Genomic DNA, 22,137 nt, shown 5'->3' with positions numbered 1-22,137 from the left:
ACATGGATAAGATTCTCATTCAAGATTTACAGGTATATGCTCACCATGGAGTGGCAGAAGAAGAAAAAACCCTCGGACAGATGTTCACAATCTGTCTGGAAATCGGTGTTGACCTTGACCAGGCAGCCAAGACCGATGACCTTATTAAGACTCTCAGTTATGCAGATGTATGCAATGAAGTGAAAAAGGTATTGCAAAAAAAATCTTACAATCTTATTGAGGCAACAGCCATGCATACATTAGAGCATCTATTTCACACATTCCCTTGCATCGAACAATTGAAAATCGTATTGAAGAAACCCTGGGCCCCCATGGGACATCATCTTGAGTATACCGCCGTGGAACTATATCGCAGTCGGGGAGACAGGAATGTCTGGTAGTGAAGTCCTGGCATTTATTGCCTTGGGTTCGAATCTGGGGGATAAGGAAAAGAACCTGGACCAGGCAATAGCAGAACTTGGCAAGACAGAAGGCATCATAGTCATTGCTGTATCTTCATTCCGGGAAACCGCTCCCGTCGGATACACGGACCAACCAAATTTTCTTAATGGAGTTGTTGGAATCAAAACGGCGCTTACTCCGTACCAACTCCTGAAAAGGTGTAACGAAATCGAACAGTCCTTGAAGAGGGTCAGACTCATCCACTGGGGTCCCAGGACCATCGATCTGGACATCCTGTTGTATGGCAATCTCATCCAGCAGGAAGAAAAGCTGACCATCCCCCACCCAAGGATGCTTGAACGTGGGTTTGTCATGCAACCCCTTTGTGAAATCGCCCCCTTGGCCATACACCCCCAATGCAACAAGACCATCGAGGAGTTATACAGAAAAAATCCATAGGCTATGTTTGACAATTTGTATTGAAACACTACTATTCACTTGTTACGTGTTGTATAATTGTCAACTTCTTGAAGAAGTCATGACCACCGGCATAGCTGGTGGCTTGTGTTGCCCCTATAAGGGGCATGGTACCAGCTGCAACTAAAGTCGCTTGGAAACGCACCGTTACTTGCTGCCCCTCAAGGGGCCCCTTTCAATAGTCAGCGCCTATCCTGTCCGACTCTTCCTGATTCTGGATGTACTTCTTGATCACATCCTCATCCGGAAGAATCCTAACAGGCGTTAGCGCTAGACTGAATGTAGAATTCAGTAGGGCGGTGAAGTAAATGGTATATACAGAAGAAGAGAAGCTGGCGCATGTGGGAAGAGCCAAAGTGTACGTGGAAAAGGGAGAGGGCTCCTATACAGCGTATGCAAGGGAGGCCAGGGTTCCCAGGACCACCTTCCACAAGTGGCTGCATAGGGTTTACCCCGAGACACGTATAAAAAAGGCCAGGGCATCGGAAAGGAGCCTTGTCAATCTGGGAAAACTAGGGAAGGATAGTACTGGGAGAGGGACGTTCCTAGTCGAGTATTACGGTTCCAGGATCGAGGTGAGTTCGACAGGCGACCTGGCGGAATTGCTCAAGGGCATCAAGGAAGCGAGTTCTATCTAGTGGCGCCTACGAAGTTGTATGCCGTGGTCCTGGCAGGATCCGGCTTTGCAGCCAGGCGCCGCTCGCGCATCTCGGTCAGCCTTCCAAGATCGATCTTGTCGGGAAGCAGTGCTTCCCACTGCTCATCGGTCTTGCCCCCGGGGCCGAAGGTGCAGATGGCCTCTACATAGTCCATCGGGTTCAGGTCCGAACGTTTGGCGGTCTCGATCAGCGAAAAGAAGAAGGCGGAGGCATCCGCACCGTCTACAGATTGGCTAAAAAGCCAGTTTTTTCTAATATGTTCTGTAGAGCAGCATAAGTCCATATGGATGCAAAAGTTGAACATCAATACTCAGAACATAATTTTTAGATGGATTCAAGGAATTCAAGAATTCCTTTTGTAGCCTTGTAATCCTTGGGCGAGCCGTCCACTTCATGGACTTTGGCAAAAGCCTTACGTTTCATCTCCACATGTGAAATAGTTTGGTTCTAGGAACCACAACCATGGTACAAGGAGGACTTGGGGATTACTCAATTCATGTGGAAAGAGCCCGAAGGAGTATGGATGAGATGTACGAGTAGGAGGTGTTGAGAAACTTGGAAAAACGAACCCCAACCAAGATATGGAAGGAGCTGTAAGTGAAACAGTTCATGACGGTAGGATCTTGCAGGGGTATATAGGACTCACGAGCACTATGAGTGAAAAGCTTCCGCGCAGCGGATTAGTTCAATATGGAAACTCCCGCTCATACCGCAAATGAAATATTCCTATAGGGGAGAGGCTGTGTTTTAATAGAGGGTAAGACCAGGGGAGAGCAACCCCAAAGGAGAAGAAAAGAGGAAGCTCTTTGTCTTGTTGGGACATTCAAAGACTTCCTCTATACCAAAACACCTATGGGAACAATGCCATCGAGGCGGCTTAGGTTCAAGTGGGTCATCAAAAACAGTGGTTCGCCCACCGAGGCCTTCTTCAATTATCTGAAAATCGCGGCCAAGAAAGGAAAAGAGTATTCCCATCCATCGTTAATCATACGCCACCGTCCCCTACCAGGATTAGGCTTTAATGTATGTAAGTCACCATAACAGAGTATTCTCCGCATGCCATTCAATATACAGCAAAGGAATAATCAACGAAAGTAAGTTGGATATTTCTCCCTAATAGCAGATTCATCAATCTTGTATCGACTGAGGTGGTTCTCCATCAACTGACCTGCAAGTTCGGCATCCCTTTGCTTGATTGCTTCAGCAATTGCTTGATGGTCACTGACAATCTTAATATTCTTGATAGCATTCAGACTCATGGCACGTACCCGGTCGAAATGGATGGTGAGACCTTCAATCATCCAGCCATAACATTGGACTTTGTTTGCAAGCTGGAACAGCAAAGCATGGAACTGATTGTCCAATTCCAGCAATTTTTCTGGATTGGAGTGTTCAATATAGAAACTCTGCAAGCGGATATTCTCTTCCAAGAATGAGAGATCTGGGATTTCCTCCATGGTACAGAGAAGCTTTGCCACCTCTCTCTCCAACACCAGACGAAGAAAGCGGGATTCCTCAACCATGGCATAGTCAATAAGCATGATCCTGCTCCCTTTCTGGGGAAGGATTTCCACAATATTAACCCGACTCAGTTCAATCAAGGCTTCACGAACCGGGGTACGGGAGATTCCTAATTGGGCTGCAATCTCATTCTCACTGACCATACTTCCAGGTTCCAGTTGCAACGAAATGATGTTCTCCTTCAGCTGACGAAGAGCATACTCCCGTGCTGTCTCTCTAGGCAATCTCCTTTCAATATTCATACTTAATCGCCTGTATATAATCAGGGCGCCCTTACGGACACCCTAATTATCAACTATTACTGGATGGCAAGCAACTTATCAATAAAGTCATTCCATCCATCACTCTTTGCCCGATACTCTGCAAGCATGGGCTTACAAGCCTCTACCCACTTATCTCTGTCAGTAAGCGTATGAATTGTCACACCTTCTTCTTTCATCTTCTCCAATGAAACTTTCTGGTCTTCATCATCGATGACAGCCTGGTATGCTGCGGCTTCATCTGCAGCCTCCCGTACTACAGCCTGTAAATCAGATGGGAGGGAGTTGAACCACTCTTCATTAAAAAAGTAATAGGTACAAGCAATAATATGATCTGTGATGGTCAGGTTCTTGGCGACATCATGGAATCTCATCGAATAAATCATACTTGGGCTAGCTTCCATACCATCAACAACACCAGTTTGTAGTGCAGTATAGATTTCATTCCAGTCCATCGTAGTACCAGCAGCTCCAAGATATTCGAACATGCTGATGTAGATAGCATTAGGCCCACGCATCTTCATATTGGCAAGATCTTCTAGTTTAGTTACAGGGGTCTTGGTAAGCATGTGTCTTGATCCCTGTGACTGACCAGACATAGCGATAAAGCCATATGGCTGCACAAGTTTGCTAACTTCACCTTCCATACCTTTGAGTACTCTTCGGTATTGGTCATTATCCTTGAAGATAAATGGGAATTCAAACATCATCAACTGAGGAACCCAGGTTCCAGGACCAGTTCCCGGAGCTGCTACAACCATTTCCAAAGATCCCGTACGTGCCATTTCTACCTGTTCTGATTGGTTTCCAAGTTCAGCACCATAGTTAGCTGTTGCTTCAATTCGCCCATCACTTTTCTCATTGACGATTTCAACAAACTTCGTCAATCCACGTCCAATCGTACCAGTACTTGCCAAATTGGTTGAAGCTCTGAGTTTGTACGTTTGTTCTGCAGCACCTTCTTTCGTTCCTTGTGCGAAAATCGGTGTACTAAGAACGAGAACAATCATGAACATCAAAATCATACTTTTCTTCATGTCGATTCCTCCTAATGATATTTTGTTCCCGAAAACTTCGGGTACTACACTACTTTATGCATTGAAATCACGGCCCAAGGTAATCTTGGATGTTGAAAAATTCTCAACGCTCTTTCCTTTTGTGAAAAATTTGGGCATCTTCCCAACCAACCCGCTCTTACTATAAAAGGGGTCCTCCTTATCCAAAGGTAGACTAACCGGCTTCATTTCTATCGCTGACTTATACACAGCATGAATCAATTCAATAGTTCGCCTTCCTTCATTGCCATCAACTTCCAACCGCTCTTGTTGTCCGATTGCTCTAAGAAAATTTACCAGTTGAGCTGGGTGACCTTCCAAGGGAAGAGAATCAAGCTCTTCGTACCGTCGCAGTATCATCTCCTCCAATTCCTTATTTTGCTGTGGGAAGCCATTGGGTAAGGCATCATAAGCGGACACTGTGAAAGGCATAGAGACCGAAGCTTTCTCCCCATCAATAACTATCGCTTGTTTCTCTCCATGTGAAACCAATGAAGAAGTAAAATCAATGACCTTGTCATCATAGGAAAAAACAGCAAAACCAATATCTTCACATTCACTATTGGTATGACTAACGTTGTTGATATACCCTTGAACTTGCTTAGGCATACCAAAAAGCATCTGCATCAAATCGAGGTAATGAACTGAATGGCTGGTAAAACAACCACCAGCTTCCTGTTCCCAGGTGCCCCGCCACCAAAGGTCATAATAGTTTCCTCCACGCCACCAAAGAGAATCAAAAGAAGCATGGATAACCTTACCAAGGTATCCCTCTTCCATTAAACGCTTGATTTTTGAAAGTGGAGTTTTCCAACGGTTTTGGCTTACAACACACAGCAATTTGTCTTGCTCTGCTGCCATCTTTATCATCAAGTCACATTCTTCTAAGCTACTTGCCATTGGCTTTTCGACAACTACATGCTTACCTGCTTTCAGTGCCTGTATTGCAATATTAGCGTGGAGATATGGGGGCAAGCAAATACTGATTGCATCAACAGATGCTTGTTCCAGTAAATCTTCAACCAAACTATATGCTTTAGCATGTAATTTTTTTTCTGCAATTAAGGCTTTAGCCTTTTCTGAAAAAGTATCACATACTGCAACTATCTCGCATAGATCACCAAACTGCAAAAAACTATCAATATGAACGGCTGCTATCGCACCTGCTCCAATTATTCCTAAACGAATCATGCTTCTCCTCCTATGAGATTTTTATAGCCTTTTCTTGAGCGGTAAGAGCTAATTCCATAACATGTAGGGTATATTCTTGGGAGATTGCATTTTCTGTACCATCCAGACAATCGCGAATAAATCTTCCAAAGAATGGAAATCCTACTGTGTTGGATGCATCATAGCTATATTCTCCCTTTTGATTAGCCATATAGACAGAATTAGGGGCATCCTTCCGTGCAATATCCACATACTTTCTCAGTTCGATATATCCATCAGTTCCTAAAATTATTGTCCTCCCATCTCCCCAAGCATGTAATCCATCAGGAGTGAACCAATCAACACGAAAATACCCACTCGTACCATTCTCACAAAGCAGCGAAGCATCACCGAAATCTTCAAATTCTGGATGGTCAGGATTATTATAATTTCCTATTTTGCTGGAAAGAACGGTTGCAGATGAAGCATTGTTGTAGTGAAGTATTTGATCAATTTGATGACTCCCAATATCAGTGAGAATCCCACCAAATTTTTCCTTCTGGAAAAACCAATCAGGTCTGCTAGGCTTATTCAACCGATGAGGCCCTAAAACCACTGTTTGCAATACTTTCCCTATTAATCCATCTGCAATCAGATGATCTGCATAGGTTGCAGCTTCCACATGAAGACGTTCACTGAAATAGACTGCGAGATGTTTTTTACTTTGAATCACTGCTGAACGCACTGATTCAAGCTGAGCATGAGTCGTCATAGCAGGCTTATCAGAAAATGCATGTTTGCCTGACTTCAATGTATTTATTATGATACCTGAACGTTTTGAAGGAATTGCAGCTGTAGCCACCAAGTCAATGGTAGAATTTTCATAAATCATAGATTCAGAAGTTACAATCTTTGCAGTAGGGAAAGCCTTCACAAAGGTGGCAAGTCTTTCTGTGGAGGCATCACAGACGTGGGTAATGCTTGCCCCTGACTCTACCAAACCGTTACACATTCCATAGATATGACCATGGTCCAGCCCTACTACCCCAACATTAAATTCACCAGGTTTACAGACTGCCTGATATTTACCTACAGGCGCATATATTTGTCCATCTTTTCGTTGCATGGCTTCCTCCTAGGCTAATACAGATGGCAACCAAGTGACCAAAGGTGGCATAAAGAAACTAACTAACACAATTAACAATACCATAGCAATGAAAGGCAATAATGGTTTTGCTGCTTTCTCGATTGGAAGGTTCGCAACCCCACAAGATACAAATAAGAAAGATCCTACTGGCGGGGTAATAGCACCAACCTGCATGAGGATAACCATGACCACACCATAGTGTATGGGGTTAAAGTCGAAGGCACCGCCAACAGCTAAAATTGTCGATGCAAGCATTGCTATCAAAACAGTAGGATCAAGAAACATTCCTAGAATAAAGATAACCACCATCAAAAACAAAGTCCCGGAAACAGGATTACCTATTGTATTTACAACAAAGGAGAGAACCTCATTTTGAAAACGCATTCGTACGAGCACATTTGAAAGAGCTGCTGCCGAAGCGATTGTTATCATGACAATGGCAGTTGTGTGCCCACTGCTCAAAAGGATTTCAGGCAAATCTGCCAACTTTAGTTTTTTGGAAATCAAAAATCCGTAAATCAGCCCATAAGCAATGGCAATAACCCCAGCTTCAGTTGCTGTTACAATTCCAGTTACAATACCAACTATGATAATAATTGGCATCATCAGCGCTCCAAGACTTCGAGAAAACGATACAGCCAACTTCTTCATTGAGAAAGCATGTGTTGGTATCTCATACTTGCGCCTAGCATACATGAATCGATTAACACCCATCTGAAGAAGCGCAATCAAGACACCTGGAATAACACCGCCCAAGAACAGGCTGCTGACAGGGATTTCTGTATAATATGAATACAGAATCATCGCAATACTCGGTGGAATAATCGGACTAAGCATAGATGAACCTGCAGTAATTGCTACTGCATAATCTTTCTCATAACCTTGCTTTTCCATTGCAGGAATCAGCATTCCACCGATAGCAGAAGCATCCGCAATTCCAGATCCTTGGATTCCTCCAAAAAACATAGAAGCTAAAATATTTACATGCCCCAGACCACCTTTAAACTGACCAACAATAGAATCAGAAAGATCGATAATCTTGTAAGTAATATCCGCCTTAGTCATGATATTCCCTGCAATGATGAAAAAGGGGATAGCCATCAACGAAAAAGAGTTTACTCCTCCAAACATCTTTATAACTATCAGATTCAAAGGTAGATCCATACCAAGCATAAACACAATAGAAGTAAGTAATAATGCTAAGTACACAGGAAGACCTGTAAAAATCAATATAAGCAATATTGCAAATATCCCAAAAACCTGCCACATAGTATCGCTACTCCTTGTTACTTGTCTTTCTGTTTTCTAATACCTTCATTTTATACGAATTTCCCAAGGCCAAGCGATAGCCATATTCAAATAGACACAGCAAAGCACCTACAGGAATCGCTGCATAAAACCATGCCATCGAAATACGAATATTTTGTAGATAGCTAGTAACATTAGTAATTGTATATCTGTATCCTTGGTATGTAATTATCAAGAATACAATGATGGCGACTACATCAAGAACGTATTCTACAATCTTCCGTGCATTATTTGATGTTATTTTATTTAGGAAAAAGTCCACAGAGAAGTGGCTGTTCTCCCTAATTCCCAATGAAACACCTAGGAAAATTACCCAAATTGAACAAAGTCTTACTATCTCGTCTCCCCAAGCAAAAGGTCTCATAGAGATAAATGTGAAATATCGTAGAGTTACCTGCAAAATGCAGAGCGATACAGTGAATACCAATATAGAAATTATTACTATTGACCGGGCTTTATTGACCGTTTTATAGATAAGGCTTGCCATAATATTCCTCACTTACCTTTCTTTAATACGCATCATATTCTCAAATTACCTTAATAGGGTATCACTTGTATTCTAGTATGTCAAACAAATTTTTTTAAAAATATTTTTTCATTTATTTATATTATAACGTTTTATAAATTTATTGAAAATATAGATAGATTTTTATTGCTTTACCCACATCTGTAGACTCATCTGCATTACCGATTGAACTGGCGAGAAATTGGCTTTCCCGTCTACCCCAATGTACGTATTCTATCGGACTCATCGGAAAACACACGTATATGGCATGTGTATTGATTACAATAGAAAAGACCAGCGGTCGGGAACACCACTGGCCAAGGGAGCCGCGTCGCTAGGCAGAAAAAGTAGAACCAAGATGTAGTACCGGACAACCGCGAAAGAGAAAAACACCCAACAGCTAGTAAATCCAAGTAGCAGAACATTGCTGGGACTGAAGGGCCTTATCCCTGCCAGCTAACCTTCTATTTCTCTCTTTATCATATCCCTTCTTGGGTGCTAGCATATGCTAGTTTGTTTAAAATTGTCAATACACTACAGACGTATGCTATTTGCATATATAAATTTATCGATTTTCTTTAGCACTATTTTTACAACGAAAAATAATCGCTTCTGTCAGAACCTACCTCGTTTTTCCTGCAGAATTTGCAGGTTCTCTCGCAGTTTATTATGTTTCGTCCTTAGCTATGTCATAGTAAATTTAGTCACTATTTTTTTATCTACATATTGACCAAGATGAGTGCTACGGCGTAAACTTGTCCATGGCAATTATTGCTTAATTGAATTAGTTATGGAGGTTTGCATGATTGATCTCTGCGCCATCCGAAAGTTGCAGACTTCCCTTCGCAGCTTTGAAGACCAGTTGAAACAGCAAACAGGGCTCTCTTTCAACGATGCCTTGTTACTATGTGCTGTGAATAAGGGAATCTGTGAACCCAGTGCCTTGGCTAAGGAACTGGAACTCTCTCCTTCCCGACTCACACGTATTCTTGATAGTCTGGAAAACAGAAAACTTATCGAGAGAACCTTGAGCATCTTAGATAGAAGAAGCCTTACCGTTGCTTTAACCGAAACAGGCAGAGCAATGGTACAAACCTATAGTTGTTCTGAACTCAACCTTCCGAACGAACTACAGTTCACTCAGTCACCCAACACCTAGGAGAACGTATGAAAAAGAAGTATCTCATCATTGGAGGAGTAGCAGGAGGGGCAGGTACTGCCGCAAGACTCAGAAGACGGGATGAAAACGCCCAAATCATCATGTTTGAACGTGGTGAATACATCAGCTATGCGAACTGTGGTCTACCCTACTACGCCGGCAATGTAATAACGGAACGCTCCCGGCTTTTCGTCATGACTCCTGACAAGTTCATGGAATCGCTGCGTGTGGAGGCTCGCATCCTGAGCGAAGTTGTCGCCATCGATCGTGAGGCAAAGACCATCCATGTAAAAGACCTGAAACGCAACACTGAATATGATGAGCGCTATGACGTACTCATTCTCTCTCCTGGTGCCAGCCCGGTAAAACCTCCCATCCCAGGCATTGAGCACCCAGCAATCATGTCTCTCCGATCTGTCAGCGATATCGATAGCATCAAGGACAAGATTGACAGCCCAGCTACCAAACGGGCAGTGGTTGTAGGAGGAGGTTTCATCGGTCTTGAAATGGCAGAAAACCTGAAGGAACGTGGACTGCAGGTATCGGTTGTGGAAGCGCTTGACCAAGTCATGAACATCATTGACTACGATCTGGCATCAGAAGTACAGCAACACCTCAGGGCAAAAGGAATCAATCTTTTCCTGAAAGATGGAGTAGCCTCCTTTGAACATCATGGGTCTCTGGTCAGTGTACGACTGCAATCGGAAACCTTGATCGATGCCGATTTGATAATTCTCTCCATAGGAGTAAGACCGGATACTGCATTCCTCAAGGACTCAGGTATTGCCCTTGCAAAGAACGGAGCGATCAAGGTGGATGAGTTCTTCACCACCAATGACCAGGCCATCAGGGCAGTGGGAGATGCCATTGTCTTTGACAGCCCTCTCTCAAAGAGCCCGGTCACCATCCCACTTGCAGGGCCTGCAAACAAACAAGCCCGTCTCTGCGCAGACAACATCGTTGATGGAAACAAGAAACCTTACACCGGTAGTATTGGAACCAGCATAGCAAAGATTTTTGACTTGACGGTTGCTTCTACCGGGTTGACCGAAAAAGGCTTGAAAGCTGCTGGGCTCCCCTACCGTTGTGCCATTACCCACACGGGTAATCATGCAGGATATTATCCCAACGTACGCCAACTTTCCCTGAAAGTGCTCTATCATCCAGAGACAGGCAAAATCTGGGGTGGACAGTCCGTTGGCTATGGTGGGGTCGATAAACGCATCGACATCATCTCCGCCTTCATCGGGAAGGAGGGAACGGTCTATGACCTGGCAGAGTTTGAACAAGCCTATGCTCCTCCATTCTCAAGCGCAAAGGATCCTATAAACATGGTCGGGTTCATTGCCGTCAATGTCCTCGAAGGCATGAGCGACACCATCAGTTGGGATGAAGCAGAGCAAGCACGCAAGAACGGTGCCTTCATGCTCGATGTCAGAAGCGAAGAAGAATTCGAACTCGGTGCCATCGAAGGGGCTGTAAACATCCCCAATACAGATCTCCGTGACCGCTTGAAAGAAGTACCAAAGGACCGCGACATTATCCTCAACTGTGCCATAGGGTTACGCGGATACTTTGCTGAACGTATTCTCCGTCAGAATGGTTTCACCCGTGTGAAAAATCTCACAGGTGGATTCAAAACCTATGACAATGCAATACGCGAGCGCGAATTGCTAGAGCATAAGACGGTGCTTAACATCAAGGAATGGAGTGCCACGATTGACAATCTCAACGAAGATGGGTCATTCCGCAGAAGAACAGAGAATAAAATCTTCAAGGTGGACGCCTGTGGCTTGCAATGTCCAGGCCCAATCATCCGGCTCAAGAAGGAGATCGACAACCTAGAAGAAGGTGACCGCATTATCATCAAGGCATCCGACCCAGGTTTTGGTGTTGATGTCCAATCCTGGAGCAAGCTTACCGGCAACAACCTTGTTTCGGTTACCACTACCGAAGGGGTTATTGAAGCGGTTGTTGAGAAGGGGAATGCAAATATTTGCTCAATGCCTGACTCAGCTGGTGAGAAACCCGCCATTTGCGCTCCCGACAATAGCGCGACGATGATTGTATTCTCCAATGACCTGGACAAGGCACTGGCTTCTTTCGTGCTTGCAAATGGAGCTGTTGCTTCAGGGAAGCAAGTTACCATGTTCTTCACCTTCTGGGGCTTGAGTGTGCTTCGCAAGAAACACGCACCAGCAGTTAAGAAGGATTTCATGGGGAAAATGTTCTCCGCCATGCTTCCCAAGGGAATGGATGGGCTTGGACTCTCCAACATGAACATGGGAGGAATGGGAGCAAAAATGATGAAAAGCCGCATGAAAAAGAAACATGTCGACCAAGTTGCCCAGATGTTCGAAGACGCAAAGAATGCAGGAGTCCGCATGATAGCCTGCCAGATGTCGATGGACATCATGGGCATCACAAAAGAGGAACTGCTTGACGGCGTCGAGGTAGGAGGCGTTGCCACCTACATGGGCGCTGCTTCCGAGAGTAAAGTCAATCTGTTCATCTAGTTTCTAATAGTGGGGTGGCCTCTGGTCTGAAGGGGCTACGCCATCCCCCATTTCATCCATCACATCAGAAACACGCTTTTCCAATGATTCGAGACGGCTCTTCAGAAGTCCGATTTCTTTGGCTTGTTCGGTGACCACAGAATCGAGGGTTACAATCGTCTCTTCCGCATAGGCAAGTTTCATTTCAAGCTTCGTCAGACGTTCTTCCATAGCAGTCGCTCCTTGTATGCATATCCTATCATGAGTGTGTTTTCTCGACAACTCTCGCAGTATGTTGCAAAACTGTGTTTATTTGTGCAAATAAGCCTTGTAAGATGAGACATCCATGGTATACTGACTTGTATTTTGTTGCAGAATGGTGCAAATGAGAGGGAAATTGTATGAAAGGCGAACGTGTTGCACAACTAGAGTTGTTGCTTCACTCCCATCCGGAAGGACTGAGGAGAGCTGAGATTGCACGCCGTTTAGGCGTCCATCGCTCGACAATCAGCAGATATGTTGATGAATTGAAGCAGTACATTGACATCTATGAAGAGAATAACCTCATCAAAATCAAGACCCGGGAAGAGGATGAGAACATCGCCCTCAGTGTCTATGAGAGCCTTGCATTCAACCTCTCTGCGGAAATGTTGGCAACCAGCAGTGAATACCAGAATCCCCACCTTGCATCGGGCTTGAGAAAGATTGCAATGAATATGCGGTCCTATGCACCTAAGATCAGTGAGAACATTGTCAATCTCGCCGAACAAATTGACAAAAAGGTGCAAGAGAAGAAGGAGTGTAGCAAATTCAACTCTGTGTTGGAAGTGCTTATCGACTCCTGGGTATCTGGGCGTATTGTGAGAATTGTACAAGGCCTGAAAGGGTTTGACCCTATCGAGACCGAACTTGCCCCCTACTTCATAGGTTTCCGTGAAGAAGACACTGGAGGCAGGCATCCGATTAGCGTTACAGGAAGATTACGCCATACCACTGAGATAATTACCATTGATATCAGCACCATCACCAGTGCCATCATCCTTGATGAGACCTATACCATTCCAGACAACCTCAAACCATTCAAGTTCCATGAACCTGAGGAACACTATGAGGCAATCGATATGATTCCTTTGAGCCTTAGGCTCAAGGAACGCTCGGCAATGAACGTCTTCCGCTCGGTAGTGCATGGAACTCCTGTCTTTGAGAAATTGGAAGATGGAACCCTCATCTGCAATTTGGATGCAGAGAACTCAATAGAGCTCTATCTGAGAATCATTCAGTGTGGTGACTCAGTGGAGATATTGGGACCTGATAGTTTTAGGAAGAAATTCTGCAAGATGCTGAATAAAATCCTGGCCCTCTATCAGTCATAATTATCTTGCCCCTTGGCATGAATGTCGTTATGCTAAGAAGAGGAGGAAACAACTATGAAAGAGTACGAATGCGATCTTTGTGGGTATGTATATGACCCGAAAGTAGGTGATCCCGATAACGGAATCAAGCCTGGAACAGCCTTTGAAGATCTCCCCGAGGATTGGGTTTGCCCTCTCTGCGGAGCTCTTAAGTCTGACTTTTCACCCCGCGACTAATCTCGTGGGTTTCAAAGAACGGGGATGGTACTACCTACCTTCCCCGTTTTTTCATACCCAAAATGGAGAATTCCCCTGTTCAGGGCGATGATGAAAGCACAACAGTAGCGTACCGAGAACGAGACGGCAACCATTCTTGAAGAAGGTTCCTGTACACGAACAGTAAAAACCATAGTACATTAAAAAGAGATGTATTGGAGGAACCTATGGCAATGTTAGAAGCTATTGAAAAGAGAAGAGCCTATCGTGCACTCGATACCAAACCTATTGATGAAGAAGTACTGCTACGTCTTGCTGAAGCAGCACACAGCGCCCCCTCTTCCATGAACAGCCAACCCTGGAGACTGGTGACCGTCACTGATGAAACTGTGCTGGGCCAACTCAAGGAAGCCTTGACCCCCGGTAACTACTGGGCGAAGAAAGCTCCTGCCTTGGTAGCTGTGGTGACCAACAACTCTTGGGGAATGACCCTTGGTGAACGCAACTATGCTCCGTTTGAGCTGGGTATGGCTACCATGGCGTATCAACTCCAGGCAGTGCAAGAAGGACTCTATGTACACCCCATTGCTGGATTCAACGCAGAACTAGCGAAGAACGTTTTAGGCATTGCTGAGGAAGACTCCATCATGGTATTGATGGTCGTTGGATATCCAGGAGACAGCTCCCACCTGAGTAAAAAACACCTGGAAAGTGAGAATGGCAAACGGGATCGCCTCCCCTTGGAGAAAGTCCACGCTTTCAACCATTTTGACAACCAGCTGAAACCAGAAGGTAAGTAATCCTACTGCAGATGCACAATCTCCTGATTGATCACCTCTTTGAGCCGCTCTTCTTCAGTGATGATCATCTCACTTTCCTTGAGGAAGGAGCTACCGATCATCCCTGCAACCAAGAGAGCGGCCAAAATAGCAAGCAACATGGGGGCATATTGTTCAGTCACAACCAGAGAGAATACAAGAATAACTGCACAGGCAGCCTGGCTGTAGAGCAGCAACATTCCTTGAATGACCTCCTCACTGATCCCCTGTCCCAACTCGGCAGCATACTGCGAGCCGATAGGAATTGCAGAGAGCAGAGAAAGACCTACAATTGAGGACCCAATCAAGGCAATTGCCTCACTGTTCAAGAATACTGCACCAAGTTGCTGGCAAAATACCAGAAGTAGGATACCTGGAATCGAGCAGACATTACAGAAGACATAGAAGAGTTTTCTCCTCCGAAAACGGTCGGAAAGGGCTGGCAGTACGATTGCTCCCACCATACCTCCTGCGAGCATGGCAATTCCGAGGAATCCATTTGAATCTGCAAAGCCAAGCAACTCACTGATTTCATCAATCTTAATGAATAAAGTCATCAGAACACCCCAGCCAATTGCAAAGATAATCATCAACCCACGAAGAGAGGGAATGGCATTGATTGCTCTGAATGAGGATTTATAGTGCACCTTGTTGTTGGTTGGAAGAGCGGAAGATGGAGAAGGTGGATTTTCCCTAATCAGAATGGCTGCAACAAGGGCAAGGGTAGAACTGAGAATTGCATAGAAACGCATCAACTCCTCAAAGCCACTCCCCCATGAGGGATCATTTGCCTTGGTCACAACCAGGATTGGAGAAAGAATCATTACCACGGCAAGCGATAAATATTGACTGGCACTGGTAATACCAACTGCCATACCACGCTCACGGATGGGAAACCAACGGCTGACAATCTCGGTGATACTGGTGAGAACCAAAGCCTGTCCAATGGCAAGGATAAACTGACCAAGGAGAACCAGTGAAAATGTAGGGAGATAGAGCCACTTGGTCATGGAACCGAATATGATCAACCCACTAGCTATCCACGTAGCCGTGCGGATACCGAGGCGGTGCAATAAATAGGATGCGGGGATGCTCGCCACCACAAAAACTACAAGATACGTCAATGAGAGCAAGTCCACTGGACGAGCGTAGGTGAGTGTTAGTTGGGACGCATAGTATTCATTTGCAACTCTACCCACTGGAGAAAGGTTGAGCCAATGGACCTCCACCGAGAGAATCTGAAGTACCAATGAGAGTAGAATCAACCATCGATAGCGATATGCCTTCACACTTTTCATACCATATAGGATAGAGCATTCTATCTGATTTGTATATCTCCACTGGAAGAAGCATCCACAGTGCCGTATACTCTAGCCATGCAAGAAACATTGAAACTATTGAACAATCGACGGAGCGTCCGCGCCTTTCAGGAGCGGCCCATCGAGGAGGAGCATCTCTCGCTCCTGAAACAGGCAACCCTTCGTGCCCCTACGGCAGGAAATATGGCACTCTACTCAGTCATTGAGGTCAACAACAGTGATAAAAAGAAAACCCTAGCTGGAATTTGTGACAACCAAACTATGATCAGCAAGGCCCCATTGGTCTGGGTATTCCTCGCCGACATGCAGAAGTGGGTGAATTATTTCCATGAAAGCGGTGCTGTTGAGAGAGGCAAAGAGCAAAAGCATGTTTCCTATCGAAAACCAGGACTTGGAGACCTGCATCTCTGCATGCAGGATGCCATCATAGCTGCACAGAACGCCGTAGTGGCCGCAGAAGCCCTCGGCATAGGCTCCTGTTACATCGGGGACGTTATCGAGCATTTTGAGAACCTGAAAGACCTCCTAGAGCTGAAGCAGTACACCATCCCTGCCTGCATGCTTATTTTCGGCTACCCCAAAGGGAAAGGCCCCATAAAATTGACCCCCCGTTGTCCCGCCTCTTCAATCTTCATGGAAAATCGATATGAGGAACCCCATATTGAGGTATTGGGAAATGCCTATAAGGAGCATGAGGAGCAGAGAAGAGCAAGACACGCGCTTCCCTATGAGAACAGTGGCACACTCGCTGACTACTACTACCTGAGAAAACATACCAGTGCGTTCATGGAGGAGATGAACCGCTCCACCAGTGTCATGTTTGACTGGTGGTGTGGGCACTAAAAAACTTGCTTACTCCCTCGTTTCCCTCTACCATGGTAGCTATGCCGTATTCAATACTTCTGGTTGATGATGAGTCTGCTGTACGAGAAGGAATTCGCTCCCGCACCCCGTGGGAGCGGTATAACTTCACAGTGGTCGGAGAAGCAGGAAATGGAATAGAAGCTCTTGAGCTGGTTGAGGACCTTCATCCCGATGTCGTCATAACCGATATCAGGATGCCCTACCTTGACGGTATGGATCTAATCAAGGAAATCCGACTTGTCCATCCTGCAACCACCTTGGTAATACTCAGTGGATATGATGAGTTCACCTATGCCCAGCAAGCAATGCACTATGATGTCAGTGAATATGTCCTAAAACCAGTCTCTGTTGCTGATCTTTGCGAGTTATTGGAACGTTTGAGTAATCGTTTGGACCAAGAAATTAAAAGAACACAGGACCAAGAAAGACTGAAAGAGGTCTACCAACAAGCACTTCCCCTTATCAGGGAAAAATTCCTACTCTCGCTCCTAACCACCACACAAGCAACCACTGACCAGAACCTGATCTCCAAGGCAAGGGAGTATGGCCTTGATCTTGATAAAGATGAATTCATGGTTGCTCTTATAGAAAGTGACCACCTCCAGAATGATCCACTGCAGACATTGGCAATATTCGAGGTAGTTGATGAGGTATGCAAAAAGGAGGAAGGATCTCTGGTTTTCCAATTTGAAAATCAGATAGCCATCATCTTCAGTGCCAAAAGCCATGGCCAAGCACACTATGATGCAGTGTTCAAGAAACAGACCTATCGCAAAGCTGAACAGGTCCAAGCCTACCTGGAGAAGTACAACTTCCCTGTGGTACTTGGAATTGGGAACCAGGTTCATAAGCCCTCAGCAATCTCTCAATCCTACAGACAGGCACTCAGGGCTCTCAACTACAGTTCTTGTTACCCAGAGCAATCTCTCTTGTTCATCACTGACCTGGAAAGTGATTCTCCCGAAGAGCTACCTGGAGCCCTCCAGGAATTGCAGGCCAATGTAGTACTTTCGGTTAAGACGGGAAACGAGCAACAGGTCAGTGAAGCAGTTTCCAATCTATTCGGGGAAGCACTCGCTTCACTCAGCCTTACCCAGATTCAGGAGCTTGTCCTCTCCCTAGCTGTCTCTCTGCAGGATCTGGCCCACAGCTATGGATATACGCTCTTTGCTTTCTCCGAAGAGGAAGGAAGGAACCTTTTTGCGGAGCTCGCCTCGCTCACCACCCTGGGGAAAGCACGGCGCTGGTTCACCCATGTCTGTCTGGGAATCAGGGAGAAGATAGCCGGACAGAGAGAAATCTCCCATATCCAGTTCATAGGGAAGGCAAAATCCCTGATAACGAAGCACTTCACTGAACCCGGATTCGGTCTTGAAGAGATTTGTGAAATGATTGGGGTCAGCCCTTCCTACTTCAGCTCCACCTTCAAGAAGGAAGTCGGATTGAGTTTCGTACAGTACCTGACTGCAATGCGTATGGACCGTGCGAAAGAGTTGTTGGTCAAGACTGAAGGAAAAACCTATGAAATTGCACAAGCGGTTGGGTTTTCAGAACCCAACTACTTTAGTTTCAGTTTCAAGCGGCATGTGGGGGTATCACCCAGTCAGTATAGACAGGCTAACCGATGAAGAGGAAGAAGCAACCGTACTCCATCATGACCCTCCTGACTTTTGCAATTGCGGTAGTTTCCATCTCCTTCACCCTCTTGATCTCAGCAATCCTGTACAGTCAGTTCTCCTCCCGGATCAAAGAGAATGCCACTGTCTCAACAAGAGAGATTGTTCGACAGGTAAATGCTAACCTGAGTTATTACACCAACGATATTCTCACCATAGCCACCTATGCTCGAGATCTTGCCAAACAGACTAACATTCTTCCCAGGGAAGAGATTGAAAACCGCCTACGATCCATTGTTGACAGCCGCCAGGATATTGTTTGCCTCGTCCTCTTCGACCTTGGAGGAGAAACATTGCTCTCCACCAGCGATGCTCCCCGCCGCCCAACAGAGGAGATCCTTGGCCAAACATGGTTCACCCGTGCCATCGGAGGAGAGGGAAACTTCTACTTCACCGGCCCCCATGTACAACAATTGTTCACCTCCAGCTACCCTTGGGTCATTACCTACAGCCAACAGATCAGCTACACCAACAAACAGGGAGAACTCAGCCAAGGATTGCTCCTCATCGACATGAACTCCTGGGCCGTAAGCGAACTCTGCCAAAGTGCAAAACTGGGATCCAGCGGCTATGTCTACTTCATAGACAACAATGGGAAGATTGTGTACCACCCTTACCAACAACTGATTAACTCGAATCTCTTCAACGAAGATATTGAATCAGTCCAGGAACATATCTTCGGAACCTTTACCAACACATTCGAAGGAAGGGAACGTCTGGTCATCATAGACACAGTGAACAACGCTCGATGGAGAATCGTCGGGGTAGCATATATGGACGAATTGATGGCAGGACTCGATCAGTACACCACCGTTATGCTCATCATCCTTGCCTTCTGTATCATTACAACCATACTCATCGCACGCACTGTTTCTGCATATATCAGCAGACCAATCAAGGAACTTGAAAGACTGATGAACAGTGTGGAGCGTGGTGACTTCTCGTCCCCCCCGACTGTAGGGGGAAACCAGGAGGTTGCAGCGCTCTCCCAAACATTTGCCGCGATGGTGCAACGCATCAGGCAACTGATGGATGACATCGTCAAAAGCCAGGAGATGAAGCGCAAGTTCGAGCTTGATGCACTGCAAGCAAAGATTAATCCTCATTTCCTCTACAACACCCTCGACTCGGTCGTCTGGATGGCTGAACAAAACGATACGAGCGGTGTCATCACCATGGTTACCGCCTTGGCAAGATTATTTAGGATATCCATCAGTAAGGGAAGGGATATAATCACCCTTGGTGAGGAACTGGAACATGTAAGGAACTATCTCATTATCCAACAGATCCGTTATCGGGATAAATTTCAGTTCTCCATCGACATGGAACCAGGTGTTGAGAACCTACCCACCATAAAGTTGATCGTCCAACCTATCGTGGAAAATGCCATCTACCATGGCATAAAATACCTGCAGGAAATGGGACACCTTGATATCAAGGTGTTCAAGAAGAAACCAGGAGCAGTAATCATTGAAATCAGGGACAACGGAGTAGGTATGGATGAACAGAGACTGAATACCATTCTGACCATGTCCAGTCCTTCCCAAAAGAATGGTGAGGGAATCGGGGTCCGTAATGTGCATCAGAGAATCCAACTCTATTATGGGTCGGACTATGGTCTGGAGATATCCAGTGAACTGGATGTGGGGACTCTGGTAAGGCTGGTCATTCCTGAACAGGACCCCATCCAACCGATCAAGGTGGCACACTGATGAAACGAACAATTCTTCTCCTATTGATACCCTTGCTCCTGCTCTCTGGCTGCTCCAGAAATCAGCAGGATACCAACACGCCTTACCGTATTGCAGTAATTACCATGATGCAGGGAGGAGAATTCTGGGGAGCACTGAAAAATGGCGCACGTAGTGCAAGGCTGGCAACAGGAGCTGTACTGGAGTTTTTCGCCCCAGTTAATGAATCGGATTACAGTGGTCAGATTGCTTTTGTAGAGGAAGCTATCGCACAAGAATTCGATGCAATCATCCTATCACCCAGTCATCATACACAACTGGAACACGTGGTGGGCAAGGCTCGCTCTGCAGGGATAAAGGTGGTGTTCGCAGACACCGGCCTTTTACAGGAAGAGCCGGATTTTCTCATTACAGCTGATTACCAAATGATTGGAAAGCATGTTGCGGAACACGCATTCAGCCACTTCAGCGAAGATGAGCCCATCAATGCCTTGATCATTGGCTCCTTGCCGAACACCACCAGCATGACTGCTCTTATCGGTTCCCTGGAAACAGCTTTTCACCAAAGGGAGAACGCAAGGATCAACTCAGTTGCCTACAGCTTCTCTTCAGAGGTTCTTGCGCACGATACTGCTGTAAGGGCTATCAAGGCCGATCCCTCAATCAACCTGATATTCGCCCTGGAAGAGTACACCGCACATGGTGTTGCTGCTGCACTCTCTCCAGATCCTAAGATTCATTTTATAGCCTTCGGGAACACCCAGCATGAGATCCAGCTTCTTGAAGCCGAGGTAATTGATGCCTTGGTTGTTGTAAACTCATTCAATTTGGGATATCGCAGTGTGCTTGCAGCGGTGGAACTTTTGGAAGGAAAGCGGCCGGTTCAAAAGTTGGTGGACTTTGCCTTGGTGACCAAGGAGTCCATGTTCAGCGAAGAACACCAGCACATACTCTTCCAGACGTTCCAGTGACAACTCTCCCGCCTAGAGTCCTCTCGTGCTCTTTCTTATAAAAGAGAGGCAGGTGTTACCCTGCCCCAACGCGTACAATACATTCGACTATTTTTTCTGGACGTACTTTCTGATATCAAAGGATACTGCAGATACAATGATGATTCCCTTGATGATGTTCTGCCAGTAGGGGTTTACCCCGACAAAGGTCAGACCATAGTTGATGAAGCTGAAGATGATAACACCTGCAATAACTCCACTAACCGTTCCAACCCCTCCGGTAGTCGATACACCACCAACAACACAACTTGCAATGGCATCAAGCTCATAGCCACTCCCATAGTTATTGGTTGCTCCTCCGGTTCTTGCAGCTTCGAGTACTCCAGAGAGGGAGATCAAGAAACCACACAAACCAAACAAACCAACCAAGGTCTTGGTGATGTTGATACCAGAAACGGCTGCAGCTTCCGGATTACCACCTACTGCATAGACATTCTTCCCAAAGACTGTCTTGTTGAGTATAAACCAGACAATGATTGATACAATGGCGGCAAAGATGACAATCACTGGAATGAACCCAATGGACCCAGAACCAAGATAGGTGAAATCAGGGCGAAGTCCGCCGATGGGCTGACTGTTGTTCGGGGGCATGTTGAAGTAAATTGAGTTGACTCCATAGATGATCAACATCGAAGAGAGCGTGGCAATAAAGGCTGGTACCTTGAACTTTGCCACAATCATTCCGTTCATCATCCCAAACAAAGTCCCAACAATTACCGCCAACAGAATAGGGATCAGCAAAGGAATCTGACCCAACTCTGGATAGAATCGTCTAACATAATCAGAGGTCTGGAGCATGGAGGCAGAAATAACAGCTGCCATACCAACCATACGCCCCCCTCCCAGATCAACGCCACCGGTGAGAATGACGAACATCATGCCTAAGGCCATGATGATCTTGGTGGAACTCATCATCAGGATATCCCTGAGTACCTGTACTCGAAGGATACGGGGGTTGATGATGGCGATCACGATAACCAACATCAGCAGGACGAGGAAGATTGCCTTGTCCATCACAAACTCTTTCAAACTCTTTTTACCAAAGAGGAAACCACCTATTGCTTGCGTACGCATT

General features: G+C 45.6%; 23 protein-coding genes. 12 read left to right on the top strand and 11 right to left on the bottom strand.

The window, feature by feature from the left end:
- The first annotated feature begins 2 nt into the window (after positions 1–2).
- From folB to DYP60_RS00910, 3 genes are all read left to right on the top strand, one after another.
- Positions 3–380: a dihydroneopterin aldolase gene (folB, locus tag DYP60_RS00920; RefSeq protein ID WP_117328986.1), complete on the top strand. Its 378-nt coding sequence runs from the start codon at positions 3–5 to the stop codon at positions 378–380.
- A complete protein-coding gene (gene folK / locus DYP60_RS00915) occupies positions 370–840 on the top strand; it encodes a 2-amino-4-hydroxy-6-hydroxymethyldihydropteridine diphosphokinase (protein ID WP_117328985.1) in 471 nt (156 codons plus the stop codon). The genes folB and folK overlap by 11 nt, the downstream gene beginning before the upstream one ends.
- Before the next feature lie 326 nt (positions 841–1,166).
- The gene (locus tag DYP60_RS00910) at positions 1,167–1,496 is read left to right on the top strand and encodes a hypothetical protein (protein WP_117328984.1); all 330 of its coding nucleotides are present in this window, start codon (positions 1,167–1,169) and stop codon (positions 1,494–1,496) included.
- Here DYP60_RS00910 and DYP60_RS00905 read toward each other — a convergent pair.
- From DYP60_RS00905 to DYP60_RS00870, 8 genes are all read right to left on the bottom strand, one after another.
- Positions 1,489–1,821 carry a transposase domain-containing protein gene (locus tag DYP60_RS00905; protein WP_117328983.1) on the bottom strand — a complete coding sequence of 111 codons (333 nt, stop codon included), beginning with the start codon at positions 1,819–1,821 and terminating at the stop codon, positions 1,489–1,491. The genes DYP60_RS00910 and DYP60_RS00905 overlap by 8 nt on opposite strands.
- Positions 1,822–2,264: 443 nt before the next feature.
- Positions 2,265–2,492: a hypothetical protein gene (locus DYP60_RS00900; RefSeq protein ID WP_117328982.1), complete on the bottom strand. Its 228-nt coding sequence runs from the start codon at positions 2,490–2,492 to the stop codon at positions 2,265–2,267.
- Between the two features lie 110 nt (positions 2,493–2,602).
- Positions 2,603–3,280 carry a GntR family transcriptional regulator gene (locus tag DYP60_RS00895; protein ID WP_117328981.1) on the bottom strand — a complete coding sequence of 226 codons (678 nt, stop codon included), beginning with the start codon at positions 3,278–3,280 and terminating at the stop codon, positions 2,603–2,605.
- A gap of 56 nt (positions 3,281–3,336) precedes the next feature.
- Positions 3,337–4,335: a TRAP transporter substrate-binding protein gene (locus tag DYP60_RS00890; RefSeq protein WP_117328980.1), complete on the bottom strand. Its 999-nt coding sequence runs from the start codon at positions 4,333–4,335 to the stop codon at positions 3,337–3,339.
- Positions 4,336–4,389: 54 nt separating this feature from the next.
- Positions 4,390–5,544 (bottom strand): Gfo/Idh/MocA family protein, encoded by a 1,155-nt coding sequence (locus tag DYP60_RS00885; protein WP_117328979.1) that lies wholly within the window; start codon positions 5,542–5,544, stop codon positions 4,390–4,392.
- A 10-nt stretch (positions 5,545–5,554) separates the two neighbouring features.
- The gene (locus DYP60_RS00880) at positions 5,555–6,628 is read right to left on the bottom strand and encodes a Gfo/Idh/MocA family protein (protein WP_117328978.1); all 1,074 of its coding nucleotides are present in this window, start codon (positions 6,626–6,628) and stop codon (positions 5,555–5,557) included.
- Positions 6,629–6,637: 9 nt separating this feature from the next.
- The gene (locus tag DYP60_RS00875) at positions 6,638–7,918 is read right to left on the bottom strand and encodes a TRAP transporter large permease (protein ID WP_117328977.1); all 1,281 of its coding nucleotides are present in this window, start codon (positions 7,916–7,918) and stop codon (positions 6,638–6,640) included.
- A 7-nt stretch (positions 7,919–7,925) separates the two neighbouring features.
- The gene (locus DYP60_RS00870) at positions 7,926–8,444 is read right to left on the bottom strand and encodes a TRAP transporter small permease (protein ID WP_117328976.1); all 519 of its coding nucleotides are present in this window, start codon (positions 8,442–8,444) and stop codon (positions 7,926–7,928) included.
- Between the two features lie 820 nt (positions 8,445–9,264).
- On the opposite strand from DYP60_RS00870, the gene DYP60_RS00865 reads away from it, so the two are divergent.
- Both DYP60_RS00865 and DYP60_RS00860 read left to right on the top strand, forming a co-directional pair.
- The gene (locus DYP60_RS00865; RefSeq protein ID WP_160526305.1) at positions 9,265–9,621 is read left to right on the top strand and encodes a MarR family winged helix-turn-helix transcriptional regulator; all 357 of its coding nucleotides are present in this window, start codon (positions 9,265–9,267) and stop codon (positions 9,619–9,621) included.
- 8 nt (positions 9,622–9,629) lie between these two features.
- The gene (locus tag DYP60_RS00860; protein WP_117328974.1) at positions 9,630–12,137 is read left to right on the top strand and encodes an FAD-dependent oxidoreductase; all 2,508 of its coding nucleotides are present in this window, start codon (positions 9,630–9,632) and stop codon (positions 12,135–12,137) included.
- Positions 12,138–12,140: 3 nt separating this feature from the next.
- Here the strand turns inward: DYP60_RS00860 and DYP60_RS00855 are convergent, their stop codons facing one another.
- Positions 12,141–12,347 (bottom strand): SlyX family protein, encoded by a 207-nt coding sequence (locus DYP60_RS00855; protein WP_117328973.1) that lies wholly within the window; start codon positions 12,345–12,347, stop codon positions 12,141–12,143.
- 170 nt (positions 12,348–12,517) lie between these two features.
- On the opposite strand from DYP60_RS00855, the gene DYP60_RS00850 reads away from it, so the two are divergent.
- The 3 genes from DYP60_RS00850 (at position 12,518) to DYP60_RS00840 (ending at position 14,484) form a co-directional block, all read left to right on the top strand.
- Positions 12,518–13,489, top strand: a complete 972-nt coding sequence (locus DYP60_RS00850; RefSeq protein WP_117328972.1) for a helix-turn-helix transcriptional regulator — start codon at positions 12,518–12,520, stop codon at positions 13,487–13,489.
- A gap of 54 nt (positions 13,490–13,543) precedes the next feature.
- A complete protein-coding gene (gene rd, locus DYP60_RS00845; protein WP_117328971.1) occupies positions 13,544–13,705 on the top strand; it encodes a rubredoxin in 162 nt (53 codons plus the stop codon).
- Positions 13,706–13,911: 206 nt separating this feature from the next.
- Positions 13,912–14,484, top strand: coding sequence for a nitroreductase family protein (locus DYP60_RS00840; protein WP_117328970.1), 573 nt, complete (start codon positions 13,912–13,914; stop codon positions 14,482–14,484).
- Positions 14,485–14,486: 2 nt separating this feature from the next.
- On the opposite strand, the gene DYP60_RS00835 is transcribed toward DYP60_RS00840, so the two are convergent.
- A complete protein-coding gene (locus tag DYP60_RS00835) occupies positions 14,487–15,800 on the bottom strand; it encodes an MFS transporter (protein ID WP_117328969.1) in 1,314 nt (437 codons plus the stop codon).
- 78 nt (positions 15,801–15,878) lie between these two features.
- Between DYP60_RS00835 and DYP60_RS00830 the strand changes: the two genes are divergently transcribed.
- Genes DYP60_RS00830 through DYP60_RS00815 form a run of 4 tightly spaced genes read left to right on the top strand, consistent with a single transcriptional unit; the run spans position 15,879 to position 21,023 of the window.
- A complete protein-coding gene (locus tag DYP60_RS00830; RefSeq protein WP_117328968.1) occupies positions 15,879–16,664 on the top strand; it encodes a nitroreductase family protein in 786 nt (261 codons plus the stop codon).
- 41 nt (positions 16,665–16,705) lie between these two features.
- Positions 16,706–18,313 (top strand): helix-turn-helix domain-containing protein, encoded by a 1,608-nt coding sequence (locus tag DYP60_RS00825; RefSeq protein ID WP_117329113.1) that lies wholly within the window; start codon positions 16,706–16,708, stop codon positions 18,311–18,313.
- On the top strand, positions 18,310–20,073 hold the full coding sequence (locus DYP60_RS00820) for a cache domain-containing sensor histidine kinase (RefSeq protein WP_117328967.1): 1,764 nt from the start codon (positions 18,310–18,312) through the stop codon (positions 20,071–20,073). Before DYP60_RS00825 ends, DYP60_RS00820 begins: the two co-directional genes overlap by 4 nt.
- Positions 20,073–21,023 carry a substrate-binding domain-containing protein gene (locus DYP60_RS00815; RefSeq protein ID WP_117328966.1) on the top strand — a complete coding sequence of 317 codons (951 nt, stop codon included), beginning with the start codon at positions 20,073–20,075 and terminating at the stop codon, positions 21,021–21,023. Before DYP60_RS00820 ends, DYP60_RS00815 begins: the two co-directional genes overlap by 1 nt.
- Positions 21,024–21,110: 87 nt before the next feature.
- Here DYP60_RS00815 and mglC read toward each other — a convergent pair whose 3' ends face one another.
- A complete protein-coding gene (mglC, locus tag DYP60_RS00810; RefSeq protein ID WP_117328965.1) occupies positions 21,111–22,136 on the bottom strand; it encodes a galactose/methyl galactoside ABC transporter permease MglC in 1,026 nt (341 codons plus the stop codon).
- Position 22,137 lies beyond the last annotated feature (1 nt).

It is taken from the genome of Sphaerochaeta halotolerans, from assembly GCF_003429665.1.
Lineage (GTDB): Bacteria > Spirochaetota > Spirochaetia > Sphaerochaetales > Sphaerochaetaceae > Sphaerochaeta > Sphaerochaeta halotolerans.
This window is presented reverse-complemented; position numbering and strand designations above follow the sequence as displayed.